Annotated in this window: 22 protein-coding genes; 11 read left to right on the forward strand and 11 right to left on the reverse strand. The window is 73.0% G+C overall.

What is annotated here, in order from left to right; translation table 11 throughout:
- Positions 1-278 precede the first annotated feature (278 nt).
- A complete protein-coding gene (locus tag ACVUH9_RS05200; protein ID WP_475754611.1) occupies positions 279-1,256 on the forward strand; it encodes a hypothetical protein in 978 nt (325 codons plus the stop codon).
- Between the two features lie 274 nt (positions 1,257-1,530).
- On the opposite strand, the gene rox is transcribed toward ACVUH9_RS05200, so the two are convergent.
- The 3 genes from rox to ACVUH9_RS05215 form a co-directional block, all read right to left on the reverse strand.
- Entirely contained in the window at positions 1,531-3,099 is a 1,569-nt protein-coding gene (rox, locus tag ACVUH9_RS05205) for a rifampin monooxygenase (RefSeq protein ID WP_475754613.1), read from the reverse strand.
- Between the two features lie 90 nt (positions 3,100-3,189).
- Positions 3,190-4,494: a HAMP domain-containing sensor histidine kinase gene (locus tag ACVUH9_RS05210; RefSeq protein WP_475754615.1), complete on the reverse strand. Its 1,305-nt coding sequence runs from the start codon at positions 4,492-4,494 to the stop codon at positions 3,190-3,192.
- A complete protein-coding gene (locus ACVUH9_RS05215) occupies positions 4,491-5,171 on the reverse strand; it encodes a response regulator transcription factor (protein WP_475754617.1) in 681 nt (226 codons plus the stop codon). The genes ACVUH9_RS05210 and ACVUH9_RS05215 overlap by 4 nt, the downstream gene beginning before the upstream one ends.
- Before the next feature lie 101 nt (positions 5,172-5,272).
- Here ACVUH9_RS05215 and ACVUH9_RS05220 point away from each other — a divergent pair, with 101 nt between their 5' ends.
- The 6 genes from ACVUH9_RS05220 (at position 5,273) to ACVUH9_RS05245 (ending at position 12,455) form a co-directional block, all read left to right on the forward strand.
- The gene (locus ACVUH9_RS05220) at positions 5,273-5,935 is read left to right on the forward strand and encodes a hypothetical protein (RefSeq protein ID WP_475754619.1); all 663 of its coding nucleotides are present in this window, start codon (positions 5,273-5,275) and stop codon (positions 5,933-5,935) included.
- Entirely contained in the window at positions 5,932-6,597 is a 666-nt protein-coding gene (locus tag ACVUH9_RS05225; protein ID WP_475754621.1) for an ABC transporter ATP-binding protein, read from the forward strand. Before ACVUH9_RS05220 ends, ACVUH9_RS05225 begins: the two co-directional genes overlap by 4 nt.
- Entirely contained in the window at positions 6,594-7,274 is a 681-nt protein-coding gene (locus tag ACVUH9_RS05230) for an ABC transporter ATP-binding protein (RefSeq protein WP_475754623.1), read from the forward strand. Before ACVUH9_RS05225 ends, ACVUH9_RS05230 begins: the two co-directional genes overlap by 4 nt.
- The gene (locus ACVUH9_RS05235; protein ID WP_475754625.1) at positions 7,262-9,946 is read left to right on the forward strand and encodes an ABC transporter permease; all 2,685 of its coding nucleotides are present in this window, start codon (positions 7,262-7,264) and stop codon (positions 9,944-9,946) included. Before ACVUH9_RS05230 ends, ACVUH9_RS05235 begins: the two co-directional genes overlap by 13 nt.
- A gap of 106 nt (positions 9,947-10,052) precedes the next feature.
- Positions 10,053-10,898, forward strand: a complete 846-nt coding sequence (locus ACVUH9_RS05240; protein ID WP_475754627.1) for a DMT family transporter — start codon at positions 10,053-10,055, stop codon at positions 10,896-10,898.
- Between the two features lie 69 nt (positions 10,899-10,967).
- A complete protein-coding gene (locus ACVUH9_RS05245; protein WP_475754629.1) occupies positions 10,968-12,455 on the forward strand; it encodes a hypothetical protein in 1,488 nt (495 codons plus the stop codon).
- On the opposite strand, the gene ACVUH9_RS05250 is transcribed toward ACVUH9_RS05245, so the two are convergent.
- The 5 genes from ACVUH9_RS05250 to ACVUH9_RS05270 all read right to left on the reverse strand — a co-directional run bounded on the left by ACVUH9_RS05250 (position 12,442) and on the right by ACVUH9_RS05270 (position 18,390).
- Positions 12,442-13,266, reverse strand: coding sequence for a class I SAM-dependent methyltransferase (locus ACVUH9_RS05250; protein WP_475754631.1), 825 nt, complete (start codon positions 13,264-13,266; stop codon positions 12,442-12,444). The genes ACVUH9_RS05245 and ACVUH9_RS05250 overlap by 14 nt on opposite strands.
- 132 nt (positions 13,267-13,398) lie before the next feature.
- Complete coding sequence (locus ACVUH9_RS05255) at positions 13,399-14,820, reverse strand: HAMP domain-containing sensor histidine kinase (protein WP_475754633.1); 1,422 nt, start codon at positions 14,818-14,820, stop codon at positions 13,399-13,401.
- A complete protein-coding gene (locus tag ACVUH9_RS05260) occupies positions 14,817-15,515 on the reverse strand; it encodes a response regulator transcription factor (protein ID WP_475754635.1) in 699 nt (232 codons plus the stop codon). Before ACVUH9_RS05260 ends, ACVUH9_RS05255 begins: the two co-directional genes overlap by 4 nt.
- Before the next feature lie 162 nt (positions 15,516-15,677).
- Entirely contained in the window at positions 15,678-17,549 is a 1,872-nt protein-coding gene (locus ACVUH9_RS05265; protein WP_475754637.1) for a glycosyltransferase family 39 protein, read from the reverse strand.
- Positions 17,550-17,553: 4 nt separating this feature from the next.
- On the reverse strand, positions 17,554-18,390 hold the full coding sequence (locus ACVUH9_RS05270) for a glycosyltransferase family 2 protein (RefSeq protein WP_475754639.1): 837 nt from the start codon (positions 18,388-18,390) through the stop codon (positions 17,554-17,556).
- A 303-nt stretch (positions 18,391-18,693) separates the two neighbouring features.
- Between ACVUH9_RS05270 and ACVUH9_RS05275 the strand changes: the two genes are divergently transcribed.
- Positions 18,694-20,391: a bifunctional lysylphosphatidylglycerol flippase/synthetase MprF gene (locus tag ACVUH9_RS05275; RefSeq protein ID WP_475754640.1), complete on the forward strand. Its 1,698-nt coding sequence runs from the start codon at positions 18,694-18,696 to the stop codon at positions 20,389-20,391.
- On the opposite strand, the gene ACVUH9_RS05280 is transcribed toward ACVUH9_RS05275, so the two are convergent.
- The 3 genes from ACVUH9_RS05280 to ACVUH9_RS05290 form a co-directional block, all read right to left on the reverse strand.
- A complete protein-coding gene (locus tag ACVUH9_RS05280) occupies positions 20,375-21,283 on the reverse strand; it encodes a CE1 family esterase (RefSeq protein ID WP_475754642.1) in 909 nt (302 codons plus the stop codon). The genes ACVUH9_RS05275 and ACVUH9_RS05280 overlap by 17 nt on opposite strands.
- A gap of 76 nt (positions 21,284-21,359) precedes the next feature.
- Positions 21,360-22,034, reverse strand: coding sequence for a hypothetical protein (locus ACVUH9_RS05285; RefSeq protein WP_475754644.1), 675 nt, complete (start codon positions 22,032-22,034; stop codon positions 21,360-21,362).
- Positions 22,031-22,714 (reverse strand): hypothetical protein, encoded by a 684-nt coding sequence (locus ACVUH9_RS05290; protein WP_475754646.1) that lies wholly within the window; start codon positions 22,712-22,714, stop codon positions 22,031-22,033. Before ACVUH9_RS05290 ends, ACVUH9_RS05285 begins: the two co-directional genes overlap by 4 nt.
- Positions 22,715-23,496: 782 nt before the next feature.
- On the opposite strand from ACVUH9_RS05290, the gene ACVUH9_RS05295 reads away from it, so the two are divergent.
- From ACVUH9_RS05295 to ACVUH9_RS05305, 3 genes are read left to right on the forward strand one after another with little or no spacing between them, the layout of a single operon-like run.
- Positions 23,497-24,165, forward strand: coding sequence for a hypothetical protein (locus tag ACVUH9_RS05295; RefSeq protein ID WP_475754648.1), 669 nt, complete (start codon positions 23,497-23,499; stop codon positions 24,163-24,165).
- Positions 24,166-25,275 (forward strand): XRE family transcriptional regulator, encoded by a 1,110-nt coding sequence (locus tag ACVUH9_RS05300; protein ID WP_475754650.1) that lies wholly within the window; start codon positions 24,166-24,168, stop codon positions 25,273-25,275.
- A 32-nt stretch (positions 25,276-25,307) separates the two neighbouring features.
- Entirely contained in the window at positions 25,308-25,703 is a 396-nt protein-coding gene (locus tag ACVUH9_RS05305) for a hypothetical protein (protein WP_475754652.1), read from the forward strand.
- Positions 25,704-25,899: the final 196 nt, after the last annotated feature.

The following is a 25,899-nucleotide window of genomic DNA, read 5'->3' on the forward strand; positions in this document are numbered from 1 at the left end:
TCGGGGCTCTCGCCGCGTTCTCGTTGGGGGCAGCGGGTCTGCCCGCAAATGCGGGTGCGTGGAGTGACCTCGCCCCGGCATCTCGGATCGGCACGAACGAGGACTACGGGACCGGCGGACTGGCTGTGTCAGGCGGGCGGGTGTGGTGGCTCGTTGACGTACGGTCGTCGGCAGACGGTCACCCGTCGATAGGCGCCGAGTTGCGTTCACGGTCGCTGACAGGCGGGCGGACCCGGCGAACCACACTGGATCTCGCCGCGATGCAGCGTCCCGGTCCGGTGACCGTCAACATCGACGGCGTGCCTAGTCTTCTGCCGGGCGTGGCGCAGTTTCGGATGCGGGCGGGCCGAGTGTTCGTGACAGGGCTTTGGGTCCCGCCCGTCCCGCCTGTCCCGCCGGTCGTGCAGCCCACCAGCTACGTCGGGTTCCTGGCGGCTTTCGACGCTCGCTCTGGGGCCGTGTTGCGTCAGGACGTCTTGAACTACCAGGAGGGCAGTGACCAACGCACTGGCGGGTTGCCGCGGTTCGTCAGCGGCAACCCGGCGGTGCTTGGTCCGCAACGGGTTGGTCCGCAACGGGTTGGCCCGGACCAGCTGCGTGATCCATGGTCGGACGCGGTGTTCGGTGCTCGGGCGCCGGTTGTTGCGTCGACAAGGGTTGCGGGTCGGTTTCTCTTGGTGTATCCGAATACGTTTGACTCCCAGGTGTCCTGGGAGCGAGAGCGTGGAGCGCTCCGGGTCTTGGATCTCGCGTCAGGAGCGGTGCGGTACCGGTTGACCCGGGCCCAGGTCAACCGGGCAGCGGGCGCACCCCGTGCCTCGAGTGCGGTCGTGACGTTGCGTGAGGACGGCTCGTTGAGCGTCGCGATCGGTGGTCGTGCCGGCAAGGGCGTCTACCCGGTCGCGGTCGATCCTCGGGGGCGGATCCGTCGGATCGGTAGACCGGTGGTCGGGGTCCGGTCGGTGGTGACCACGATCGGGCACGGTCGGGCGTTCGTGCTGGCGGACGCCAAGCGCACCGTTGGTGGGAAGACGAGCTATCCGCAGCGGCTGTGGATCACCGACCTTCGCGGGCGTCGTGGCCGTGCCCTGCCCGCGGTCGATCGGCTTGGTGCGTCGGTCGGAGGCACGCCGTTCTTCTGGGACGGACGTCACGCGGTCTACTACACGATCGGCAGGCGGGACCAGCCGGGGGTGCGGGTCGATACCGGCCTGAACCGCATGCGACTGCGAGCCGGCGAGGTCCCGGCTAGGTAGCAACGCTTGCTGCGGAGCATCGTCGAGGGGGCTGGCCTGGCGCCGAGATTCTTCTAGGCGATGTGGGAGTCAGTGTGATCTGCCCTGCGACGTTTGCGTGGCCAGCAGAGTCTCGATCCACCGAGCGGGCGAGGAGAGCCGTCGAGTCCCGGGAATGAGCGGCCCTGGTGCTCGGGGGCGGCGCTCCGAATCCTGGGGGAGGACGGCGTCGAGTACGCAGATCGAGACCGGACTTGCCGCGGAACCGAAACCGCGTATTGATCCAGCGGTCGACTCAGAGAGACGCGGGTTGCCCACGGCTCGGGCGAGAATCCTTGGCGGGCTCGCCGAACCAGCGGGAGAGGTGGACGTCCAGTTCCCGTTGATCGTCGCCGATCCAGGCGACGTGACCGTCGGGGCGGAGCAGGACGCACGGGACATCCAGTGCGGCAGCGGGATCCGCGAGGTAGTCGACCCGATCCGACCAGCCGCCGACGGTCAGGCGTTCGGTGCGGTCCAGCAGCAGGCCGCGGCCACGATGCAGCAGACCGTATAGGCGCCCCTGTTGCACGTCGATGTCGCGCAGGCGGCGGCCGAGCAGGTCCGGGCCTTCGCCGAAGTCGTAGCGGATGTCGATCGCGGTGATCTTCTCGATCAGGTAGCGGTTCACCTGGTCGAAGTCCATCAGTTCGGTGAGCAGCCTCCGCACGGCCTGCGGGCCCGATTCGGTGGACCCGAGCTCGATCTGGGCACGGGTGTTGTCCAGGACGTCCTCGGCGACCGGATGACGTTCGGCGTGGTAGGTGTCCAGCAGTGGTTCCGGCGCCGAGCCGCGGATCTGTGCGGCCAGCTTCCAACCGAGGTTGAAGGCGTCTTGAACGCCCAGGTTGAGGCCTTGACCGCCGGCGGGTGGATGGATGTGCGCCGCATCCCCGGCCAACAGCACTCGTGCCACCCGATAGCGCTCGGCGATCCGCGTGGCATCCCCGAAGCGGGACAACCAGCGGGGGGAGTGCACGCCGAAATCGGTTCCGGCGATGCTGCGCAATCCTTGCTTGAAGTCCTCGAGGGTGGGGGGCTCCGCGCGATCGCTGACGCCCACGGCGGGGACTACGACGCGATAGATCGCCTCGCCGAAGGGCCCGAGGCTCAATCGCTTGTCGGTCTCGCGGACTTCGGTCAGCTTGGCGGTGATCTCCTCCTGCGGGACGCCCACTTCCATCTCGCCCATCAGCGTGTCGGTCCGCGAAGGCTCGCCGGGGAAGCCGACGCCGAGCAGCTTGCGTACCGCACTGCGCGCGCCGTCACAGCCGACGAGATAGCGCGAACGCAGCTGCTCTCCGTCGGACAGCTCGACGGTCACGCCCTGGTCGTCCTGCTCGAGACCCACGACCGAGCAACCGTGCCGGACCTGCGCACCCAGTTCGATCGCGTGTTCTTCGAGCAGCCGAACGATGACCGGCTGCGGGATGCCCAGCAGATAGGCGTGCGCGGAATCCATGCCCTCGGGCGCGGGCTTGGCAATGCCGGCGAAGATGCCGCCGACCGGACGCTGCCTTCCGTGTTCGAGCATGCGATCCAGCAGTCCGCGCATCGCCAGCAGCTCGAGACTGCGGATGTGCAGACTGACGATGCGGGAGAACGCCGCGGGCTCGGTGTCCTGCTCCAGAACGAGTACCCGCACATCGTGCAGCCGCAGTTCGGCGGCCAGCATCGCACCGGTCGGTCCGCACCCGGCAATGATCACGTCGAACGTGAGAGGCGGGCGCTCGACGCCGGAGCGCGGCGACGAGCGTCCGGGGACGTGGCCCACGGCATCGGTCGGCGGCGGCGTTGCGTCTCGGTCGGTGCTGGCGGTGCCCATCGCCGACACAGTCTGCAGGAGCGCCCGGAGCCGCAGAGTTCCAGCTACCTGAGACCGCGGTCCGGGCGACGACGCCGCCGGCGCCGACACTCAGCTCCCGTCTGCCTCGGGCGGGTCGTAGCCGCGGCGCGGCAGCAACAGGGTCAGTCGCGGCACGGGACCGGCGCGAGCGATCGTCAGCCGTGCGCCTTCCGCCGCGGCGAGCGACCGGGCGAGGGCCAGGCCGATCCCGTGCCCACCGTCGCTGCCGCTGCGACGATCGAACGCGGTCGACGGGTCGTGGAACCCCGCTCCCTCGTCGCTGACGTCGACGGCGATCCAGCCCTTGGCGTCGCGGACGACGACGGTGACCGCCCCGGCGCCGTGGCGATCGGCGTTGGAGACGAGCACGTCGAGGATCTCGCGAACCACGCCGGGCGCGGCGACGGTGATCGGGCGTGGACCGGAGATCGCGGTGCGCAGCGGACGCCCGGCTGCGGCGAGCACGCCGCGCCAGCGCTGCTCGAGCTCCGGCAGCAGCAGCGCGAGGTCGGCCTCCTCCTGCTGGACGCCGCGCGGTCGGTCGCGGCCGACGCTGAGGAGCGTTGCGATCGTCGCCTCGAGGCGGTCGACCTGCGCGAGCGCGGCCGGGAGCTCCGGCGGCTCGTCGTCGCGGAGGCCGATCGCCTCCAGCTCCAGCCGCAGCGCGGCCAGCGGGGTCCGTAGCTGGTGCGAGGCATCGGCGCTGAACGCGCGCTCACGCTCGATCAGCGTCCCGAGCCGGGTGGCGGTGGTGTCGAGCGCGCCGGCGACCGCGTCGACCTCGGCGACGCCCGCACGCGGGGCGCGGACGGCGAAGTCCCCGTCCCCAAGCCGCCGTGCGGCACCGGCGAGCCGCTCCAACGGCCGCGCGAGGCGGCGTCCGAGCACGAGCGCCGCGACGCCCGAGAGCGCGACCAGGATCGCGGCGAGTCCGGCGAGCGCAAGCCAGGCGTCGCGGCTGCTGCGCGCCACTGACGTGGCGTCGCGGGTCGCCAGGACGGCGCCGGTCACCCGCTCGCCGACGACCAGCGGGACGGCGGTGACCAACCGGCCCTGCTCGAGCGCGTCGGTCGGTCGTCCGCCGTCGAGGGCCGCACGGACCAGCCCGTCTGCGACCGAAGCTCCGTTGCCCGTGATCCGCCGGCCGGACCGGTCGTAGACGGTCAGCTCGTCCGCGGACGGTGGCAGCTCGACCGGGTCGCGCACCGACGCCGAGACGTCGATCTGGCGGGTCGCGGCGATCGTGTCGCGTTGCAGGCGCAGCAGCTCGCGGTCACGGTAGGACTGGGACAGGACCACGCCCAGCGGGACCGCGAAGACGACGACGGCGGTCGCCGCGACGGCCACGATCGCGAGGACGAGCCGGCGTCTCACTCAGCCTCGAAGCGGTAGCCGACGCCGCGCAGGGTCGTGATCGCCGGGGCACCGAGCTTGTGCCGTAGCGCGAGCACGTGGGTGTCGAGGGTCTTCGTCGACCCGAGCCAGTCGGTGTCCCAGACCTCCCACATGATCCGCTCACGGGTGACGGCGCGCCCGGCCTCGGCGACGAGCAACGCCAACAGGTCGAACTCCTTCGGCCGCAGCGCCAGCTCGTCGCGGCCACGCCAAGCGCGGCGGGCGCCACGGTCGACGCGGAGGTCGCCGACGACCAGGATCTCGTCGTCCTCGCGGTCGGAACGGGAGGCCGCGACGCGCCGCAGGTGCGCACGGATCCGGGCCAACAGCTCCGAGAGCCGGAACGGCTTGACGAGGTAGTCGTCGGCCCCGGCGTCGAGGCCAGCGACGACGTCGACCTCCTGATCGCGGGCGGTCAGGATCACGATCGGCAGGTCCATGCGACCGGCGCGGAGCTTGCGGCAGACGTCGATCCCGTCGACGTCGGGCAGGCCGAGATCGAGCAGCACGAGGTCGAGCCCGTCGAGGGCGGTGGCGACCGCAGGACCGCCGCGGGAGAGGCGATCGACGTCGTAGCCCTGACCGTCGAGCACCCGCCGCAGTCCCGACGCGATCGCGTCGTCGTCCTCCACCAGCAGGATCCGGGGGCGGGCCACACCCGCAACCTAGACGCTCGCCGGTCGCCCGGCGCGAGAGTTGACCGGGCGATGACCTGACGCTGGCCGGGGGCGGGGACGACCGGCCTAGCTTCGACGGCATGTCGTCTCAACGCCTCCACGCCACCGGTTCGGTTCACCCCCGGAACGGGTTCCGCCACCGCGCCCGCGTGCTGCTGGTGGTCGGCGTCGGTGGGCTGACGCTCGCCGCCACCGGCTGCGGGTCGTCCTCGTCGTCGGGCGGGCCGTCCGGCGGCGGGCAGACCGCCGTCAACCCGAACGGCAAGGAGGTCAGTCCGGCCGGCGACATCCCCGACAACCAGGCCTACGTCGCCTACGCTCCGCCCGGCGGCGGCTACGCGGTCAAGGTCCCGGAGGGCTGGTCGCGGACGACGAGCGGCGGGACGGTCCGGTTCAGCGACAAGCTCAACGCGATCGCGACCGCCGCGGCCCCCGCGTCCGGCCCGCTGACCGTCACCGCCGCCCGCAGCAGCGAGCTCCCGCGGTTGGCCAGGGCCAACGCCGGCTTCGCCGCGGGCACCGTCTCGACCGTCTCCCGCAAGGGCGGCAACGCGGTCCGGATCGCCTACACGGCGAGAGGTCCGCAGGATCCGGTGACCGGCAAGGCACGGACCGACGCCGTCGAGCGGTACGTCTTCTTCCACGGCGGCCAGCGGGTCACGCTGACGCTGAGCGGGCCGAAGGGCGCCGACAACGTCGATCCTTGGCGGATCGTCACCGACTCGCTGCGGTGGACCCGATGAGCGCGCTGCTGGAGGCCGACAGCCTCTACCGCTTCTTCCACGCCGGCGACGACGAGACGCTCGCGCTGCGCGGCGTCTCGTTGCGCGTCGATGCGGGTGAGGTCGTCGCCGTCACCGGGCCGTCCGGGTCGGGCAAGTCGACGCTCCTGAGCTGCCTGGCCGGACTCGACGAGCCGGACGGTGGCGTGGTCCACGTCGCTGGCGAGCGGCTCTCGCGACGATCGGAGCGCGAGCGTGCCGCGATCCGCGGCCGCCGGATCGGCGTCCTCTTCCAGCAGACCAACCTCGTCGGGCATCTCTCGCTGGCAGACAACGTCGCCCTCGCCCAGGGACTCGCCGGCCGCGGCCGGGACGCGCCGGTCCGCCGCGAGCTGCTCGAGCGCTGCGGGATCGGGTCGCGGTCGCGCGCGTTGCCGGGACAGCTCTCGGGAGGCGAGCTGGCCCGCGCTGGCCTGGCGGTCGCGCTGGTCGCCGATCCGCCGCTGGTGCTCGCCGACGAGCCGACCGGCGAGCTCGACGCGGTCACCGCCGGCAGCGTCCTCGACCTGCTCCGCGAGCGCGCCGCCGCCGGCAGCGCGGTCCTGGTCGTGACCCACGATCCGCAGACCGCCTCGGCCGCCGACCGCGAGATCCGCCTGCGCGACGGGCAGGTCGAGTCATGAGCGCCGAGATCCTCGTGCGCTGCGTCGGTGCGGCCCGGACCTACGGGACCGGCGCGGCGGCGACGGTCGCGCTCCAGCCCGCCGACTGCGAGGTCGTGGCCGGGGCGCACGTGGCGCTGGTCGGTCCCTCGGGCTCCGGGAAGTCGACGCTCCTGCACCTGATCGGCGGGCTCGACGCACCGACCTCCGGATCCGTCGCGTGGCCCGGGATCGGCGACCGTCAGGCCCTCCGCCCGGGCCCGGTCGCCGCGGTCTTCCAGGGGCCGAGCCTGCTGCCGCCGCTGACCGTGGCCGAGAACGTCGCGCTGCCGTTGGTGCTGGCCGACGTCGCCGACGACAAGGCCCGCCGGCGGGCGCTCGCCGTGCTCGACGGCCTCGGGCTGGCGGATCTGGCCGACAAGCTGCCGGAGGAGATCTCGGGCGGGCAGGCCCAGCGGGTCGCGGTCGCGCGGGCGCTGATCGGCGAGCCGCGGCTGATCCTGGCCGACGAGCCGACCGGGCAACTCGATCGCTTCCACGGTGCGCTCGTCGTCGACGCCCTCCTGCACGCCGCCGAGCGCTCCGACGCGGCGCTGGTCGTGGCGACCCATGATCCGACGGTCGCCGAGCGCCTGACCGACCGCTGGCGGCTCGCCGACGGTCGCCTGATGACCGAGGAGATCGCATGCTCTGGCTGACCTGGTTGCGGGGGCTCGTCGCGCACCGCCGCGGACGACTGCTGGCGACGGTCGCCGGGGTGATGGTCGCCGTGGCGCTGCTGGCGTCGATCGGCAGCTTCCTCTCGGCCACGACCTCGTCGATGACCGATCGTGCCGTCTCCCGGGTCGCCGTCGACTGGCAGGTCCAGGTCGCGAGCAGCGGCGCGAGCGGCGCGGTCGCCTCGCCCGCTGGCGTCCTGGGCCAGGTCCAGCGTGATCCGGGCGTGCGGCGGGCGTTGCCGGTCGGCTTCGCCGATACGACCGGGCTGCGGGCCACGACCGGAGGATCGGTTCAGGGGACCGGCCCCGGACAGGTGCTCGGGTTGCCCGCGGGCTACGTGAAGGCGTTCCCGAAGCAGCTGCGGGTCCTGGCGGGAGGCGCCGACGGCGTGCTGCTCGCTCAGCAGACGGCGGCGAACCTCCACGCTCGGCCGGGGGAGACGATCGAGATCGGTCGCGCCGGCCTCGCTCCGGCTCGCGTGAAGGTCGCGGGCGTCGTCGACCTGCCGTCGGCCGACGCGCTCTTCCAGCGGGTCGGGGCCCCGGTCGGCTCACAGCCGCAGGCGCCCCCGGACAACGTGATCCTGCTGCCCGCGGCAGTCTTCGCGCAGACCGAGGGGCCGCTGGTCCGAGCTCGGCCCGACCTCGGGCACACCCAGATCCACGTGGCCCTGGACCACGCCCTGCCGGCCAGTCCTGACGCCGCCTTCACGTCGGTCTCGGGGCACGCGCGCAACCTCGAGACGCGCCTGGCCGGCGCGGGCCTGGTCGGCGACAACCTTGGTGCGGCGCTCGACCAGGCCCGCGGCGACGCGCTCTACGCGCAGCTGCTGTTCCTCTTCCTCGGCTTGCCCGGGGCGGTCCTGGCCGGCCTCCTGACGGCGTCGATCGCTGCGGTCGGGGCCGACCGTCGGCGGCGGGACGCGGCCCTCCTGCGGACACGCGGCGCGACGACCCGGCGGCTGGTCGGGATCGCGCTGGCGGAGGCAGGGCTGGCCGGTGGGCTCGGCGTCGTGCTCGGACTTGGCGCCGCGCTGGTGACGGGGCAGATCGCCTTCGGCACCGGCAGCTTCGGGGCGGGAGCCGTAGCAGCGGTGGCCTGGGCGCTCGGCGCGGCGGTCGTCGGGCTGGCGATCGCCGCCACGGCGATCGCCCTGCCCGCCTGGCGGGACGCCCGCAGCCTGACCGTCGTCGGCCAGCGGCGCCAGCTCGGGCGCCGCGACCGCGGACCGTGGTGGGCCCGCTACGGGCTCGACGTCATGGCGCTGATCGGCGCCGGACTGGTCTTCTGGCAAGCCTCGGCGAACGGCTACCAGCTGGTCCTGGCCCCGGAAGGCGTGCCGCAGGTGTCCGTCAACTGGTACGCGCTGCTCGCCCCGGCGCTGGCTTGGATCGGCGGCGGGCTGCTCGTCTACCGGATCGTCGATCTGGTCCTCGTGCGCGGTCGCCGGCCGCTGGCGCGGTTGCTGCGACGGGGAGCCGGACCGCTCGGGCCGACCGTCGCCGCGACGATGGGCCGTCAGCACCCGCTGCTGGCCCGTGCGGCCACGTTGCTGGCGCTGACCGCGGCGTTCGCCGGCTCGACGGCGGTCTTCAACGCGACATACCAGCAGCAGGCCGAGGCCGATGCCCGGCTCACCAACGGGGCCGACGTCAGCGTGGTCGAGTCCCCGGGCGTGCACGTCGGACCGGCTGGAGGCGGTCGGCTCTCGGCGGTGCCCGGGGTCGGCAGCGTCGAGCCGCTCCAGCACCGCTTCGCCTACGTCGGCGCCGACCTCCAGGACCTCTACGGCGTGCGGCCGTCGACGATCGCCCACGCGGGCAAGCTCCAGAACGGGTGGTTCGCGGGCGGGACCGCCAAGGGGCTGATGCAGCGACTCCAGCAGCGGCCGGACAGCCTGCTGGTCTCGGCCGAGACCGTCCACGACTTCCAGCTGCAGCCCGGCGACCTCGTTCGGCTGCGGTTGCAGGACAGCCAGACCAAGCAGTTCCGTGCGGTGCCGTTCCACTATGCCGGGGTCGCGAAGGAGTTCCCGACCGCGCCGAAGGACTCGTTCTTCGTCGCCAACGCCGGCTACGTCGCGCGGGCGACCGGCAACGACGCGGTCGGGACGTTCCTGGTCCAGACCGACGGCACCAGCCCGGCGACGGTCGCCAAGCGGCTGCGGGCGACGCTCGGCACGTCGGCCCAGGTCACCGACATCGTCGACCAGCGCAACGTCGTCGGCTCGAACCTGACCGCGGTCGAGCTGTCCGGGCTGACCAAGGTCGAGCTCGGCTTCGCACTGGTCCTGGCCGTCGCGGCCAGCGGGTTGGTGCTCGGTCTCGGCTTCCGCGAGCGCCGGCGGACCTTCGCGATCGCGACCGCGCTGGGGGCGCGCCGCCACCAGATCGGAGCGTTCGTCTGGAGCGAGTCGATCTTCGTCACCGGCGCCGGCCTCGTCCTCGGGGCCGCGGCGGCCTTCGGGCTCTCGCAGATGCTGGTCAAGGTCCTGACCGGCGTCTTCGACCCGCCGCCGGACGTGTTGGCGGTGCCGTGGGGCTACCTCGCCGGGGCGGTCGCGTTGGTCGTGGTCGCGGTCGGCGCCGCGGGAACGATCACGCTCCGCGCGCTCCGGCGGCCGGCCGTCGAGGAGCTGCGGGACCTGTAGTCGCCGGGGTGGGGGCGGGCGACCCCGTCTGCGAGCGCGGGTGGAAGCAACCTCGCCCCAACCTGACGCTCACCCACGTGCGTCGAGGGTCCACGAGCGTACGGTCATGGTCTTCGGACTCCTGCTCGCGGTGATCGCGTCGGTGGCGCTCAACGCCTCGTATCTGATGCAGCACGCGGGCTCGAGCTCGGCTCCCGAGATAGACGTCCGGCGGCCGGTCCTGACGCTCTCGGGTCTCCTGCGCTCGCCGTGGTGGGGGGCCGGCGCGCTGCTGGGGATCGTCGGCTCGGTCGGCCACGGGGCCGCCCTCTACGGTGCGCCGCTGACGCTCGTGCAGGCGTTCGCGGTCGGCGGCCTGGTGCTGACGGTGCCGGCCGCAGCGTGGGCCTTCCGCCAGCGGCTCGGGCGCCGCGACGCCTGGGCCGTCGCCGGCCTGATCGGCGCGCTGGCCACGCTCGCGATCGGGGCCGCACCGTCGGCGGTCGGGGCAATCCCGACGATCGCCCTGACGGTCGCCGTCGGCGCCGCGGCCGTGGTCGCCGGGCTGATCGTGCTGCTGCCGCGGTCGCGTCGCCGGGCGGTCGCGCTCGGAGCCGCCGGAGGGATCCTCTACGGCGCGGGAGACGCCGCGACCAAGGCGCTGGCCGTGGTCGCCCACGGTGGGCTGCTCAGCGCGCTGGCGAGCCCGTGGCTGATGGTCTACCTCGTGCTCGGCGTCGGCGGATTCGCCTGCTTCCAGCGGGGCCTCCAGATCGGCCCGGTGGTGCCCGTGATCGTGATGATGACCGCGGCGACCGGCGTCGTCGCGATCCTGATCGGCTTCCTCGCCTTCGGCGAACCACTCGGCGTGACCCCGGCGCTGGTCGTCGCCCACGTGCTCGCGTTCGCCGCAGCGGGGATCGCCGGCCTGCGGCTGGTCGCGAGCGAGAGCCGGCTGGTGCCCGCCACCTGAGTGGTCGGCTGGGGAGGCGGCTGCGCTCGGTTTGACAGCGGCTCGTCGCCCGCGGTTGTATCCCTGCCGATGCCCGCGCGCCCGAACGCCGTGCTCGCGCTGCTCGCACTCGCGGCCGTGCTCGCGGTGTTGGCGGTGACCTGGGCGATCCTGGAGCTCGGCGGGCCCGATCCCGCCGCCGATCCGGCACTCCGCGCCGTCGTCTCGGGACCGCTCTACGCGGCCCGCACGATCCGCGGCGACGACGGGGCCGACGACATCGCCTACCTGACCCGGGACGCCACGCTGACCGCGATCGTGCGGGCCGACCCCGCAGATGGCGCCCGCGGCGTCGAGCGGGTGCTCGTGCGGATCGACGGACGCGTCCGTGACGTCCGGGTCGCGGACTGCCCCGACCAGCGCTGCCCGCGGACCCTCGTCGTCCGCTTCATGCCCCGGCTCGTCGCGACCGGGACCGGAGCCCACCGGATCGAGCTCTTCGCCCGCGCCGCCGGCGGGTCAGCGGCGGTCCGCGTCGCCGCCTTCGACGTGCACGTCGGCGAGGCCGGCTCGGCGTCCGCCGAGATCGAGCCGCGCCGGAGGACGCCGCCGCCGCTGGCGCTCTCGGCGACCCGCCTGGCCGTCGACCGGATCGTGGCCAGGTCGACGATCCGCGAGCCGCTCGCCGGGCTGGTCGGTCGCTCACGCCTGCGGCTGCGGGAGCGTGGTGTCGGGCGAGCGATCGTGACGGTCCTCGCCGACCTGCGCCCCGCGCGCCGCGACGTCTCGGCGGAGCTGCCGCAGCCCGCCGGCGACGGGCCGGTCCGGATGCACGCCCGCGTGCTCCGCGACCTGCTGATCGACGTCGATCTGCGCCACCGGAGGTTGGTCGCGGTCCAGCCCGGACCCGATTCGCGGATCGATCGCTGGACGACCCTCCGGGGCGCTCCGACGGCGAGTGGGGAGGACGAGGCGCGGTCGGCCGCGTTCACCGCGTCGCGGCCGCCGCGACTGCACCGGCTCTCCGACCGCGGCCCGGCGTTCTTCGTCGAGGACGGCGACCCGAGCCTGCGCCGCGACGGACGGGACTGGCCGCTGTCGGTGGTCTTCTCGGGCGCGGCCACGGTCGCCAAGGTCAAGGCAGGCCTGCGCCGGATCGGTCTCGTTCGACGCGGGACATCCCGCTACCTCGGCTACCGCACCGCCGGGAGCGGCCTGCTGCGCTTCGACGGTGACCGCGGCCTCAAGAGTCCCTGCGACGCGAACGGGACCGACCTCCACGTCCGGGTCTACGCGCCGACCGCGACCGATCGCTTCGCCGATCCGGGGCTCGGGAGCGTCGTGCTCGGGACGGTTCACCTCGACCACGTCGACGGCTGCGGGGTCGGGCCGACGCTGTTCGGCTTCTCCGAGCGGGCCGAGGCCCGTCTCGCCGCTCTGCTGGCCTCGCGGCTCGGCTGGCGCGTCCGCCGCGACGCGCTCGCGGTCGGCAACGGCGAGCCGCTGCGGCGGGATCCGGCCGACCCCGGCCACCTCTGGCTCGCCGACGGGGCGGCGACCGTCGTCAGCGTCCCGTGAGCGCGGCCTGACGCTCGTGGTCATCGGCCTCCGGCCGGGAGCCGGTTCGCGGAGCCGTCTCGGGCGAGGTAGGGGCCGCTCGCAGGTTCCGGAGCAGCGCCAGCAGCGAGAGCCCGGCCGGCAGCCGCACGCCGTGGCGGACGAGCAGGGCCTCGAACCGCAGCGGCAACTCGAGCAGGGCGTCGAGCCCGGCCGGGGTCCGGTCGAGGTCCGACCGATCGTCGGCGGCGGGCCGCCGGTCGACGGTCAGACGTACGAGCGCGGCGGGCACGAGCAGCAGGCTGTTGAAGTAGGTCGCGCGGACCGGGGACCAGCCGGCGATCGTGGCGGCCTCGAGCAGGCTGGCGCGGCGGTAGCGACGGTAGTGGCGGTTGACCACGTCGTGGTGCGACCACAGCGAGGGGTAGGCGGGCACGGTCACCAGCAGGTGGCCGCCGACCGCGGTCACCCGCCGCAGCTCGGCGAGGCTCCGACGGTCGTCCGGCGTGTGCTCGATCACGTCGAGGCAGGTGACGACGTCGAACGTGCCGTCGACGAACGGCAGTCGCTCGACCGCGGCGACCCGCACGTCGTCGTGGCCACGGAGGCGGGCGACGGCGACGGCTTCGTCGCTCAGGTCGACGCCGCTCGGGCATCCGTAGCGGGCCAGCTCGTCGAGCATCCGGCCCGAGCCGCAGCCGGCGTCGAGCAGCTTCGCGTCCGGGGGCAGGGTGAGTCCGTCGAGAACGCCGTCGAGCACCCGACGGCGCCCGCGGTACCACCAGTGGCGCTCGTCGTTGGCGAGCATCGCGCGGTGTTCGGCTTCGAGCATGTCCCTATCCTGCGCCGGGCGGGATTGGCTGCGGCAGTGGGCGGGTTGGGGTCGGGTTAGCGTCGTCGGCCCTGCCCGGCAGGGGATCGGCCTGGCAGCACGCCTGCCGCCGAGCGGGGCGCCGAGCGGGGGTCAGGCATCGCCAGCGTCGGTCGCTGGTGCGGCGACCAGTTCGAGCACGAACCGCGCTCCGGGACCGTCCGGGTCGAGCCGCAGCTCGCCGCCCATCCGACGCGCGAGCTCGCGTCCGATCGCCAACCCGAGTCCCGATCCTGCTTCGGAGCCGGCGGAAGCGCCCCGGCGGAAGCGCTCGAAGACCTGCGCGGCGTCGGCCGGGTCGACGCCGCGCCCGTGGTCGCGGACGACCAACCGCGGGCGCTGGCCGTCGGCGGAGACCTCGACGTCGATCGGTCCCGCCGGCCCGGCGTGGCGGAGCGCGTTGTCGATCAGGATCCGGACGACCTGGGCGACACTGCTGGGGTCGGCGACGACCCAGACCGGCTCCGTGCCGGAGAGCCGGATCGGGGTCCCGCGCTCAGCCGCGCGCAGCGTCAGCTCGGCGACGACGGAGCGGGCCAGCTCGGTCAGCTCGACCAGCTCCGACCGCAGCGGGAGCCCCGCGTCGAGCCGGCTGAGATCCAGCAGGGTCGACGACAGCTCCGTCAGGCGCCCGGCCTGCTGGATCGCCTTCTCCAGCTGCTGGCGGGCGTCGGCGAGATCGGGTCCGGAGCGTTCGAGGTCCTCGGTCGCGGCGTGCAGCATCAGCAGCAACGAGGCCAGGGGGGTCCGCAGCTCGTGCGAGGCTGTCGCGACGAACGTCCGCCGGGCCTCCTCCTGGTCGCGCAGCTGCTGCTGCATGTCCGCGAAGGCGCGGGTCAGGTCACCGATCTCGTCGCGGGTGTCGTCGGCGTGAATCTCCGCGATCGGTCCCAGCTCCGCGACCCGCAGGGTGGTGTCGCGCAGCGCGGTGATCCGCCGGACCAGCCGTCCGGCGAGCGCGAGCCCGGCCAGCAGCGCGACGACCAGCGCGATCAGCCCGGCGACGAGCAGCGCGCGGCGAACGACCCGCTGGGCGGCGTCGACCCCGCTCAACGAGCGCCGCAGGGTCAGCGCGTACTGCTGGTCGTCGGCGGTCCGGAACGGCACCGTCACCTGGGCGGCTTGGCCGTCCTCGTCGGAGATCGTGCCGCTGACCGTACGCCGCTCACCGATCGCGCGGACGGCGTCGGTCGTCGGCCCGCGGCGGTCGATGTCCGTCGACACGAGCACCGTCCCGTCCGGCCGGGAGACGAGCACGTCGGCCTTGGTCCGCCGCCGCAGCACGATCGCTTGGACCCGGAACTCGCGGTTCCGCGCGGCGGTGCCCTCGGCGTCGACCGCGGCGAACATCGGCTTCGCGGTCCGCGCCGTCTGCCGCAGCGAGGTCAGCGTGTCGTCGCGCAGCTGGCGGTCGAGCGGCGCCAGCAGCAGGACCGCGGTCACCGCCAGGGTCAGGGCGCTGACCGCGAGCAGCGCGACCGTCAGGCGGCCGCGGAGGCCGGTGATCCGGTTCACGGCGCCTGCAGGCGGTAGCCGACGCCGCGCACGGTCAGCAGCAGCTCGGGCTGCTCGGGGAGGGCCTCGAGCTTCTCCCGTAGGTGCCGCACGTGGACGTCGATCCCGCGCGGGTCGCGGTAGGCGTTGTCGCCCCAGATCGCTCGCAGCAGCTCCTGCCGGTTGCGCAGCTCGCCCGGTTGCGTCATCAGCTCCTGGAGCAGCTCGAACTCGGAGAAGGTCAGCTGGGCGGGACGGCCGTCGACGGTCACCGTCCGGCGTCCGCGGTCGAGCACCAGCGGCCCGACCCGCAGCACGTCGTCGCCGATCGCGCGGCTGCCGGCCCGGCGCAGCACCGCTCGGATCCGGCTGCGCAGCTCGGCCGGGCCGAACGGCTTGGTCACGTAGTCGTCGGCCCCGGCCTCGAGGCCGAGGACCGCGTCGGCCTCGGAGTCGAGCGCGGTCAGCATGATGATCGGGACGACGTTGCGACGGGAGCGGAGGGTCCGGCAGACCTCGTAGCCGTCGGGGCCGGCCCCGAGCGCGACGTCGAGCAGGACGATGTCGAACGGGTCGGTGCTGGCCCGGTCGATCGCCGACCGCCCGTCGCCGACCGCCATCACCCGGTGCCCGTCGCGCTCGAACAGGCGCTTGATCTGCTCGCGGAGCGCGGACTCGTCGTCGACGACGAGGATGTCCAGGGTCTCCGTGGCCATGACGCGCACGCTACCGCGCGACTCCGTCGGTGTCGGGGGCCAGGATCGCTGGAAGTCGCCCGGCGTGGCGTACGGTGACCACTGGATCGGGCGTCTTCGGGGCCGTGCCGAGCCGGCCGGGCCCGGGGGTGGTGAGCGACAGCACTCGGTGGCGGGCATCGGTCATCCGATCCGGTCGAGCATGCCCGTGGGCACGCCGGCCTCGCGGCTGACGTCGACGCCGTGCTGGCGGACCCAGCGGACCGCGGGCACCGTCGTCCGGCCGCGGACCATCAGGACGTAGCGGACCTCGCCGCGGTGTGCGAACGCCGCCAACCGCTCCGGGGTCACCAGGGCTCGCCCGGCGAGGCTGGCCAACATCAGCACCGGCCGGCCGTCGCGGACGATCAGCGGAGCCGCGAGCGTGATCCCGGCACTGGCGACCTCGTAGCGTGCGGTGCCCTGATGGGCCCGCAGGTAGCGGCTGAGGAGCGTGACTCGCGAGGCCGACATCCGGCCGGCGACGCCCGAGTCGCTCCTACCGTCGCGCACCAGCCCGACGCTGGTGGTCAGCGGGCTGGCGAGGATCGCGGCCAGGGTCAGGCCGATGGAGAGGGTCGCCAGCCACGTCACCGGTCGCTGGCGCAGCGCGGGCGGCCGTAGGGCGAGCAGGATGGCCAGCCCCGCGGCGACGCTCCCGGCCACGAGCGAGACCACCAGCGCGGTGCCGTGCGCCTGCATCAGGAGCGGGACGCCGATCCCGGCCATGAGGCCGGCGGCGAGCAACGACAGGGCGGCCCGCCGCCGTCGCAGCGCCAGACCACCGAGGGTCACCAGCGCCACGCCGAGCACGCCGGCGACGGCGGGGGTGAAGGCCTCGAGGTAGCGCGGTCGCAGCTGGCCCATCAGGCTGAAGACGAAGGTCCCGGCCAGCAGCCAGGTCGCGAGCGCGGCGGCGACGGCGATCCGGCGGCGCTGGGCTTCCCCGGGGTCGTTCCAGCGACCGAAGCGGACCACGGCGACAACCGCGAACGCCCCGAGCACCAGGGCCGCGACCAGCTCGATGCCGATCAGCTCGACCAGGTGCTGGTGGTGGGCGGGATCGGTCAGCGCGACGAGGTTGGTCACGGCGGCGCCGCTCGCAGGGCCGCCGATCCGGTCGAGCCCGTTGTAGACCAGCAGCACGTTGGCGATCGAGCCGTCGGTCGAGCCGACCGGGAACGGATGCGCGCCCGGCAGCAGCGAGGCGACGACTGCCCAGGCGGCGGCGACGGCGGTGAACGCCAGTCCCGCCAGGCCGAGCGTGCGGAGCCGTCGCTGCGGGGTCCCGTCGAGCAGCAGCCAGGCGAGCACGGCCAACGCCGGCAGGCCGATCATCGCCTGGAACAGCTTGACCTCGAACGCCAGTCCGGCGACGGCACCGGCGAGCACGACGGCCCGAGCCCGGCGCTCGGGCCGGGCGCGAACGATCAGCCAGGCGGCGAGCAACAGCAACGTGCCCATCACCGTGTCCATCGTGTCCGAGCGGGCGGTCAGGACGGCGATCGGCAGGACCACAAGCGCCGCTGCGGCTGCGAGTCCGGCCGGTCGCCCGAAGCCGCGCCGGACGAGGTCGTAGAGGAGTGGCACCGCGAGCACTCCGGCGATCGCCTGCGGCAGACGCAGGCTGACGCTCGAGAAGCCGAAGAGCTTGGTCGACGCGACCTGCAGCCAGAGGTCAACCGGGGTCTTGTCGATCGAGACCTGGCCGCCCGGCTCGAGCGCTCCGTAGAGGAAGTTGTGCCACGAGAGGGCCATCGAGCGGACCGCGGAGTCGTAGAACGGCGTCCCCGCGACGCGGTCGAAGGCGTAGAAGCGGAGCACCGCCGCGAGGACGACGATCGCGGCCAGGCCGACTCGCGCGAGCACGACCGACGACGGAACCGCGGTGCGCGCCGGGGCCGCCGGACCCTCGCGGGCCGGCGGCGGCGCGGTGGCGCTCGGGGGGCTGCCGATGGCCGCGTTCGGTGCGCCCGCCTCCGGCGCCGCGTCCACGGTCTCGGTCGGGCCGCTCATCGCCTCAGGCCCCGACGGTCGTCGTCGGACGGTTCCGGGAGAGCTGCCGCAACGTGGCGCGCATCACCAGCAGCTCGTGCAGCGCCCGCAGGATCACCCGCAGGTTGCCGCCCGTCTCCGTGCCGGCGACCCGGGGCCGGTGGTGGACGCCGATCTCGGCGACGCGCGCGCCCTCGGCCTGGCAGCGCACGACCAGCTCGGTGCTGATCATCGCGCCACTGGAGCGGAGAGCGAAGCCCTGCAGGAGGTCCCGCCGGACGAGCTTGAAGCCGCAGTCGACATCGCGGACGGGGAGCGAGAAGAGCCGGCGGACGAGCTGGTTCCAGACGGCGGCAGAGGCCCGTCGCCGAGCGCTGTCCTGGCGCAGGATCCGCCAGCCCCAGATCGCGTCGGCGGTTCGCGTGACGGGGACGAAGTCCTCCAGCTCGCGGAGGTCGAACTGGAGGTCGGCGTCGGTCAGCAGGACCCAGTCCATCCGGGCGGCGGTGATGCCCGAGCGCAGCGCGTCGCCGTAGCCACGGTTGCGGGCGTGGACGACAAGCCGGACGTGCGGGTCGGCGGCGGCGAGGCCCCCAGCGACGGCAGCCGTCCGGTCGCTGCTGCCGTCGTCGACGACGACGATCTCGTAGTCGTGGCAGCAGAGCGCGGCCGCCGAGGCGGCGTTGCGGACGGCGTCGGCGACGTTGTCCTGCTCGTCGAAGCACGGCAGCACGAACGAGACCCCCCGCAGCAGCGGCGGCGCGGCCCTCCCTGCCAGCGCGCGCGCGTCGCCCTCCCCGGTCACGACCGGGGGCACGACGCGCGGATCGGTACGGACGCTGCGGTCGCTGGTCGAGGTCATGCTGCCACCGTGCTCCGACCCCGGTGACGCCATGTTGCTGCTCCGTTGGCGTCCGGTTAGCGTGGCCCGCGCCGCCCCAAGACCCCAACCTGGTCCCAACCTCACCCACACCATCGCCCGCCGAGCGTGGCGCAGGATCGGGCCATGAAGCCGATCCGCACCACGTCGCTACGCCTGACCGGGGACGGGGACCCGCCGCGCGCTGCGTCCGGCTCGTCCCAGCAACCGCCGCGGCACCTCACGCGGCCGCCGCGCCACGTGCCGCACCGTCGCGGCCCGGCCCGATCCCGGGGGTGATGCGCCGTGCGCCCGCTGGCCCACCTGCGCTCAAGGCTCCCGCTGGCGACGGCGGCGCTCGTCGCCGGAGTCGGCGCGACCAACGTCGTCGCGGCGCTGAGCCCGGAGATCCCGGCCGGTCTCGCGCGGATCGGACGGCTGGCCCCGGACGGGCTGGTCCTCGCTACGCATGCGCTGATGCTCCCGGCGGGGGTCGCCCTGATCGTGCTCTCGGCCTACCTCGCCCGCCGACGTCGGCGGGCGCTGTGGCTGACCGTCGGCGTATTGATCGGGCTCAGCGTGCTCCGGCTCGCCGACGGTCCGGAGCTCATCCAGGCCGCGATCAGCGGGTCACTGGCGGCGGTCCTGATTGCCGGCCGCCGCGCCTTCGCCGTCCGCCACGCGGCCGGATCGCTCGGCGCCGCGCTGCGGCGGGTGACGACGATCGCGGTCGGCGTACCGACGCTGGCGGCGGTCACGGTCCTGCTCGCCGCTGTGTCGGTCCGCCCCGAGCCGTCGGCCGGGGTCCTGGTCCGCGAAGTCGCGGACCTGATCAGCGGAGGGCACGGTCCGCTGCGGGTCACGGAGGCGTTCAGCTGGCTGCCGGTCGGCCTCGGCCTGCTGGCCGGCACGGCGCTGTTGGCGGCGGCCTGGATCGTCTTCCGGCCGCTGGGCGCGCCGGTCGAGGCCCCGTCTCCGTCGCTCCGCCAGCTCGTCCGCGAGCTGGTCCACGAGCACGGCAACGACACCCTCAGTGCGTTCAAGCTGCGGCCCGACGTCGGCACGCTGCTGTCGGCCGACAGGAGGGCGCTGGTCGGCTACCGGATCGAGAACGGGGTCCTCCTCATGTCCGGCGATCCGATCGGCCCGGACGATGCCCTGCCTGGCCTGCTCGACCGGGTCCGCGGGTTCGCCGAGCAGCGCGGGCTGCGGGTCGCGGCGGTCGGCGCCAGCGAGACGTTCGCCGCACGCGCGCGAAACGCTGGACTGCGGACGCTCTACCTCGGGGACGAGGCGCTGGTCTCGACCGCGGACTTCTCGCTCGAGGGCCGTCCGGTGAAGAAGATCCGCCAGGCGGTCAACCGGCTGGTGCGGGAGGGCTACCGCGCCGAGGTCCGACGCCTGGGGGAGTGCTCCGCGGCGACGCTCGGCGAGCTCGAAGCGGTCAGCGCCCGCTGGCGCGACGGCGCCCCCGAGCGCGGCTTCTCGATGGCGATGGACGGCCTCCACGGCGAGCACGTCGCCGATTCGCTGGTCGTCCTCGGCTTCGACCGCGAGCAGCGGATCCGGGGCTTCCTGCACTTCGTACCGGCCTACGGGCGCCCGGCGATGTCGCTGAGCGCGATGCGACGCGACCCGGACACGCCCAACGGGCTGACCGAGTTCCTGGTCGTGCGCGCGATCGAGCAGCTGGGGGAGCGCGGTGTCGTCGAGCTCTCGCTGAACTTCGCGGCGTTCGCCCGCTGGCTGCACGACCCGGCGGGGGCGGGGGAGCGGGCGATGGCGCGGATCATCCGCCGAGTCGACCCGTACTTCCAGATCGAGAGCCTCTACCGCTTCAACGCCAAGTTCTTCCCGCGCTGGCAGCCGCGCTACCTGGTCTACGAACGCGGGAGCGCACTGCCGCGGACGGCGCTTGCGACGCTCCGGATCGAGGGCCAGATCTCCTACCCGGCTGCGCCGTGGCGGCGCCCCGTCCCGGCGGAGCTCAGCTTCGCGGCTTGAGCTGCGAGAGGAACGCCCACGCCTCGGCGCCGGCGTCGATCGGGCTCGGGCCGGGGTCGCGCGGCGTCGCTCCCGGCCACGCGTGCTGGCCTCCGTCGACGACGATGTGCTGCACCCGGGTCCCGCGCTTGCAGCTGGTCCAGCGCATCCGCTGGACGCCCGCCGAGGCCCGCAGCAGGCGGGGCTGGGTCCAACAGCCATCGCGCTTGGCCCACTGCGTCAGCCACGGCCGAACGGCGCCGCGGAGGTCGGAGTCCGGCTTGCCACCGTACGGCACGACATGGTCGGCGTCCCCGTGGATCTCCAGCACCGAGACCGGTCGCGTCGGCTCGCACTCGGACAGCTGGGAGAAGCCACCGGCGACGACGACGATCCCGCTGATCCGGTCGGCCAGCTCGCAACCGAGCCGGGCCGTGAAGCCGCCGCCGTTGGAGACGCCGACGGAGAAGACCCGCGAACGGTCGATGCAGCCGCGATCCTCGATCGCGTCGAGGAGACCGCGGACGGCACCGACGTCGTCGCGGTCGGGCATCGCAGAGGCCACCAGCTGCCACGTCCGCTGTTCGCTCGGGGCGGTCGGGAAGGCGACGACGAAGCCCTTCTGGTCGGCGAGCCGGGCCAGCGACGAATAGCCGCGCATGAACGGGCCGCTGCCCCCGGCGCCGTGGAACGCCAGCATCAGCGGGGCCGGACGGCCCCGCAGCCGCGCAGGGACGTGCACGAGGGCACGCAGCGGCTCGGAGGACGAGCCGACGCTGACGGTGAAGTCCGTGCTGCCGCTGGCGGCCGGCAGACCGCACCGGACCGGGACCGCCCGCGACCCGCTGGTCGAGGGGAAGGTCACCGCGGCGACCGTGGCGGCCGTCAGAGCGAGCAGCAGAAGGGCGATCACCGTCACGCGTCGGCGCGACGGGGTGGTTGCACCATCCACAGGTAGTCAGAATATCGATTCGTCGTCTCGGTGTACGTCACACGTCGACGATGTCCACGCTCGCAGGGGTCATCCGACGGCGGGCAAGCAGACCGGCGGTCAGCGCCCCGAGCACGAACGCCAGTCCGTGCTCGACGGCGGCCAGGCCATCCGCCGGCGGGACCAGCGCGAGCGCCAGCCCGACCGTGGCGGCGACCGCGGTCAGGACCCAGGGGTGCCGCTCGGCGAGATGCGCCGCGAGGAGCGCCCCGACCGATCCGGCCCAGACGCAGGAGATCCCGTAGTCCGGTTGGTCGACGACATGGTCGACGTCGCCGCGGGCCACGAACCAGAGCACGCCGACGCCGAGGTAGGCGATCAGCGTCGCGCCGACGTGGGCGGCGAGCGCAGCGGCCCAGAAGACGCGGGCGCCGAGCCGGCGGATCACCAGCACGGCGGTCACGGCGGTGCCGACGATCTGGGCGAGCGGGGCGCCGGCGACGACCAGCGCGCTGGTCAGGAGCGCCTCGAGATCGCCCCGGGCGACGCCCGACGGCGTCGAGGCGAGCAGATCCGGGTCGGGCCAGCTGGCCGTTCGCCGCAGGATCTCGAGCCCGACGAGCGTGACGAGGTAGCCCGCGGCGATCCCGATCCCGATCCGCTCCAGGCACGGACGCCGACGCCACGACGGCCGGCGGTGGGGCGGGGGTGCCGACGCGGACAGGGTGGTCACGCTCTCGCGAGGATCCAGATGGTCACGGCCTCGCCGTTGAGCGCGTGCCGCGAGAACGAGCGGACGGCGTAGCGGTGCGGGCCGATCGTCACCGTTCCGGCGCCGCTCGGCAGCCGCGCGTTGCGCGCCGCCGGCAGCGACGTCCGGACCTGGCCGGCGGCGCCGCGGATCACGACGTCGGCGGGGTAGTTCCGGTGGATCAGGCGGACGACGCCGATCTCGTCCTGGATCGTCACCGTCAACGTGCCGAGCGCCGAGCCGGCGGCGGCGCGGAGCGTCGCGTGCGGTCCGTCGACGACGAACGGCACCCCGGCGTCGACGAACGTCTTCCCGCCCCGGACGATCTGGATCCGGCTGATGTGGCCGGGACCGGCTTGAAGCCGGTCGGCCTCGATCTGAGCCGCAGGTCGGTCGTTGCGGCGGACGGCGGCCAGCAAGGCCGGGTCGCGGGCGACGAGCCGCAGCTCCCGGTGGACGGTGCCGCCGCTGACCTCCTGGTCGTAGCGCTTCTCGGCGATCACGGTCACGCCGTCGACGGCCCGGGTCACCGGCGGGGACGAGCCGGTGGACGTCACCGCCGCGCCGGTGGTCTGGTCGTGGGCGGCGACGCCCGCCGTTCCACACCCAGCCAGGACGGCCGCGGCGGCCGCGGCGCTGAGGGAGAGACCACGAATCCGCATGCCTCCGGTCTACCGGGACCGCCGTGTCGTCTCGCGCAGATCAGGTTGGCCTCGCGTTGGGCCCCGTCCGGGGCCGGCAGGGGGGCGCGGCGCATGGCGGGTTCGCGCCGAGCGGCCAGGGTCGCTGATCGAATCCTGGTGCGCGCAGACTCGCTCGAGCAGACCCAGACCAGACCCGACGTCAGCTCGCTGGTTGGCGTCGGGCTCGAGTCACGCGCACGACGTCTCACTTGGAATCCGAAGAACGACGTCTCGGTTTGGCGAGAACGAGTTGTCACGTGATCCGAGAGCGGGTCTGGCTGAGGTTTGCGGTGCAGTCTCAGTTCGTGCGAGCAGCGTCTCGATCGACGGAGAATCGACATCCGAGCCCTGCGTGGAGGGAGGCATTCTCCTTCACTAGGTTCACATAATATTGATTATCGAGCGCAGAGAAGACGAGGGACCGAGAGGGGTCCCCCTGCGAAATCTCATCCGGTGATCGCCGAAATCTCAGGTTTTGATCGTCGTCTCACGTTCTGATCGCGCGGTCGCGAGTCCGGATGCGCGTATTGGCCGACGACGGCGATCTGCGTCCGGCTTCGCCACCCAGGCCGCACGTGACGGCCACAGGACCGAGCAGATCACCGACGTCGCCGCCACCGCGACCGCCGCACCCTCGACGGCTACGTCCGCGCCGGCAGGGGCGCCAAGGACATCGCCCGCGTCCTTTAGTGCGGATGCGGGCCGCATGTCTTCAGTCTGCTGCTGGACGACGTCCTGTCGATCTGCCAGACTGAATGAGAATGCTGAATGCACACACCTCATCTGGCACGCGGCAGCGGAAGCAGCCGGTCACCAGGGACGAAATCGTCGGACACTTCCAGCCGATCCAGGCGATCCTCTGGGAGGTCATCGAGGAAGCACGAGAGCTGACCTCGACGCAGGTGGTCGCCGACTCTTTTCCGCGGCTGGGTCGTCGCGCTCATCTGCGTCGGATCAGTGGCGGAGCGCGCTGGATGCACGTCGCCGACGGGATCGTCGGGCGGCGGGGAGACCTGCCGACGGGCTACTTGGTGAAGAGCACGGAGGAGCAGCACAATCAGGGGCAGTACGTCTTCCAGTTCCCGGGCGGCATCTTCACCGTCAAGCGCACGCCGCACAAGGACCCCGCAGACGGCAAGTACCTGCAAGACGCTCTCGACGGGTTTCAGGACCTCGCCCTGAACGCTGGCATCGACGTCGACGCTGACCTGGTGGTCCTCGTCTCCGTCGGCGCCATTGGAGAGCCGAAGCTGATCGTCAAGCACCCGACCCTCAGCAAGCCGCTCACCGTCGGGATGGAGCTGCTCCGTGTCCCGGCCGGGGTCGAGGCGATCGCCCCCGCGGTCCGCGAGATGCCGCAGCCGAAGGCCCGCTCGACCCGCAAGGCTCCGGCCGAGGGCAGCGACCGAGCATCCACAACGGAGGGCTAGATGGCCTCCAACTCCCCCGCGGTCAACTTCCGCATGGTGCGTCTCGCGCGCGAACTGCGCAAGATGACCCAGACGGCCCTGGCCAAAAGCGCACAGCTCCCCCAGGCGCGTCTGAGTCGCATCGAGACCGGACAACTCGAGCCCGCCCCGGAAGAGGTTCAAGCGCTCGCAGGCGCCCTTCGGTTCCCCGCATCGTTCTTCTCCGAACCCGGAGCGCCCGCAGCGGCACCGCTCTTTCGGAAGCGGGCGATCCGCTCGGTACGCCTGGTCGTCTCGATTCAGGCGCGCCTGAATACCGCCGTCTTGATCGCTCAACGACTGCTCGACGCCGGCGTGGACTTCGACGCCCCGCTGCGGTTCCCCGAGCCAGGCGACTTCCCCGGCGACGAGCCGGCAGTTGCAGCGGCCGCGTTGCGCCGTGACTGGCGCCTGCCGGTGGGCAGAGTCGACAACGTCACGGCGATCGTCGAAGCCGCTGGTGGCCTCGTGCTCCGCGTCGACTTCGGCACCGACGACGCAACCGCCGCCTTCATCGCGACGCCACGCGACGGGCGCCTCTGGTTCCTGATCAATACTCGCGAGACCGCCGGGGACCGTGTTCGTCTCAGCCTGGCTCACGAGCTCGGTCATGCCGTACTGCACCGGATGCTTCCCGCCCACGACGAGGCCGAGATGGAGCGGCAAGCGTTCACGTTCGCCGCGGCGCTCTTGCTGCCCGCCGACCAATTCGACGCCTCTGTGCCACTGGACGCACTGACGCTTGCCTATGCCCGGCGGCTAAAGAACACCTACTGGGTCTCGATCCAGGCGATCATCCGGGCCGCCCACGACCGGAAGCGGATCTCACGCGAGCGCTACGCCAGTCTCTTCAAGCAGCTCTCCGCCCGCCAATGGCGCACCATCGAGCCGGACCCGATCCCGCTAGAACGGCCACAACTCTGGCCGGAAGTCCTCCGCATCCACCGCACCGAGCACGGCTACAACGACCATGAACTAGCGGGACTTGCCCGGGTCACGCCCGAGATCCTCGCTGACCTATTCCCGGAGCACTTCACCGTTCAGCTGCAGCCACTGCGACTGGTGTCGACGAAGACCGCCCCCTCCCCATAGACCCGCTCGGCACCGTCTTCTACGCTGCCCCCATGCCCGATGAGGTCCCGTCCGACGAGCTGCACGCCGAGGACATCCCCGACAGCCCTGATGCTGACCTCGGCGAGATCGCGTCCTTCGCCCACACGTTCGACGGCTATCGGCACTTCGGCGAGGCTTGGGGCGAGTCGATGAACGAGGCCTCGGCGCGGTGGCGAGCCGACGGGACACTTCCCGACGACATCGACGACCTCCGGGCCTGCCTCTTCCTGGAGCACCGCCGAGACCGCTTCGTCGGCCGCCCCTCTGGCCTCTCAGAACCCGACGAGAGCGGCGTCAGAACGCTCCTGTATGACGGCATCACCGATGGTGGTCGACGGCAGGAGCGCTACGTCCGCGCCTTGACCCAGCGCATCCACAACATCGTTCGTACCCAAGCACCGTCCTAGTCCAGCTAGAAGGCCTTCTGGCTCTGAGGCCTCGGAGGGAAGGGACCGGTAGCGACGCGGAGAGTCTGATCTGGCCGTGCGATCTCGGTGACGCTCGCGACAGGGTCCGCGGCGCCGTGCCCGTCGCAAGATCGTCCCGGCTGATTCCAGTGCCCTCCCGCGTTCGCTGACGTCGCCGCACCGCGGGGGTCCGTCA

The sequence above is a fragment of the Patulibacter ginsengiterrae genome (assembly GCF_056269115.1).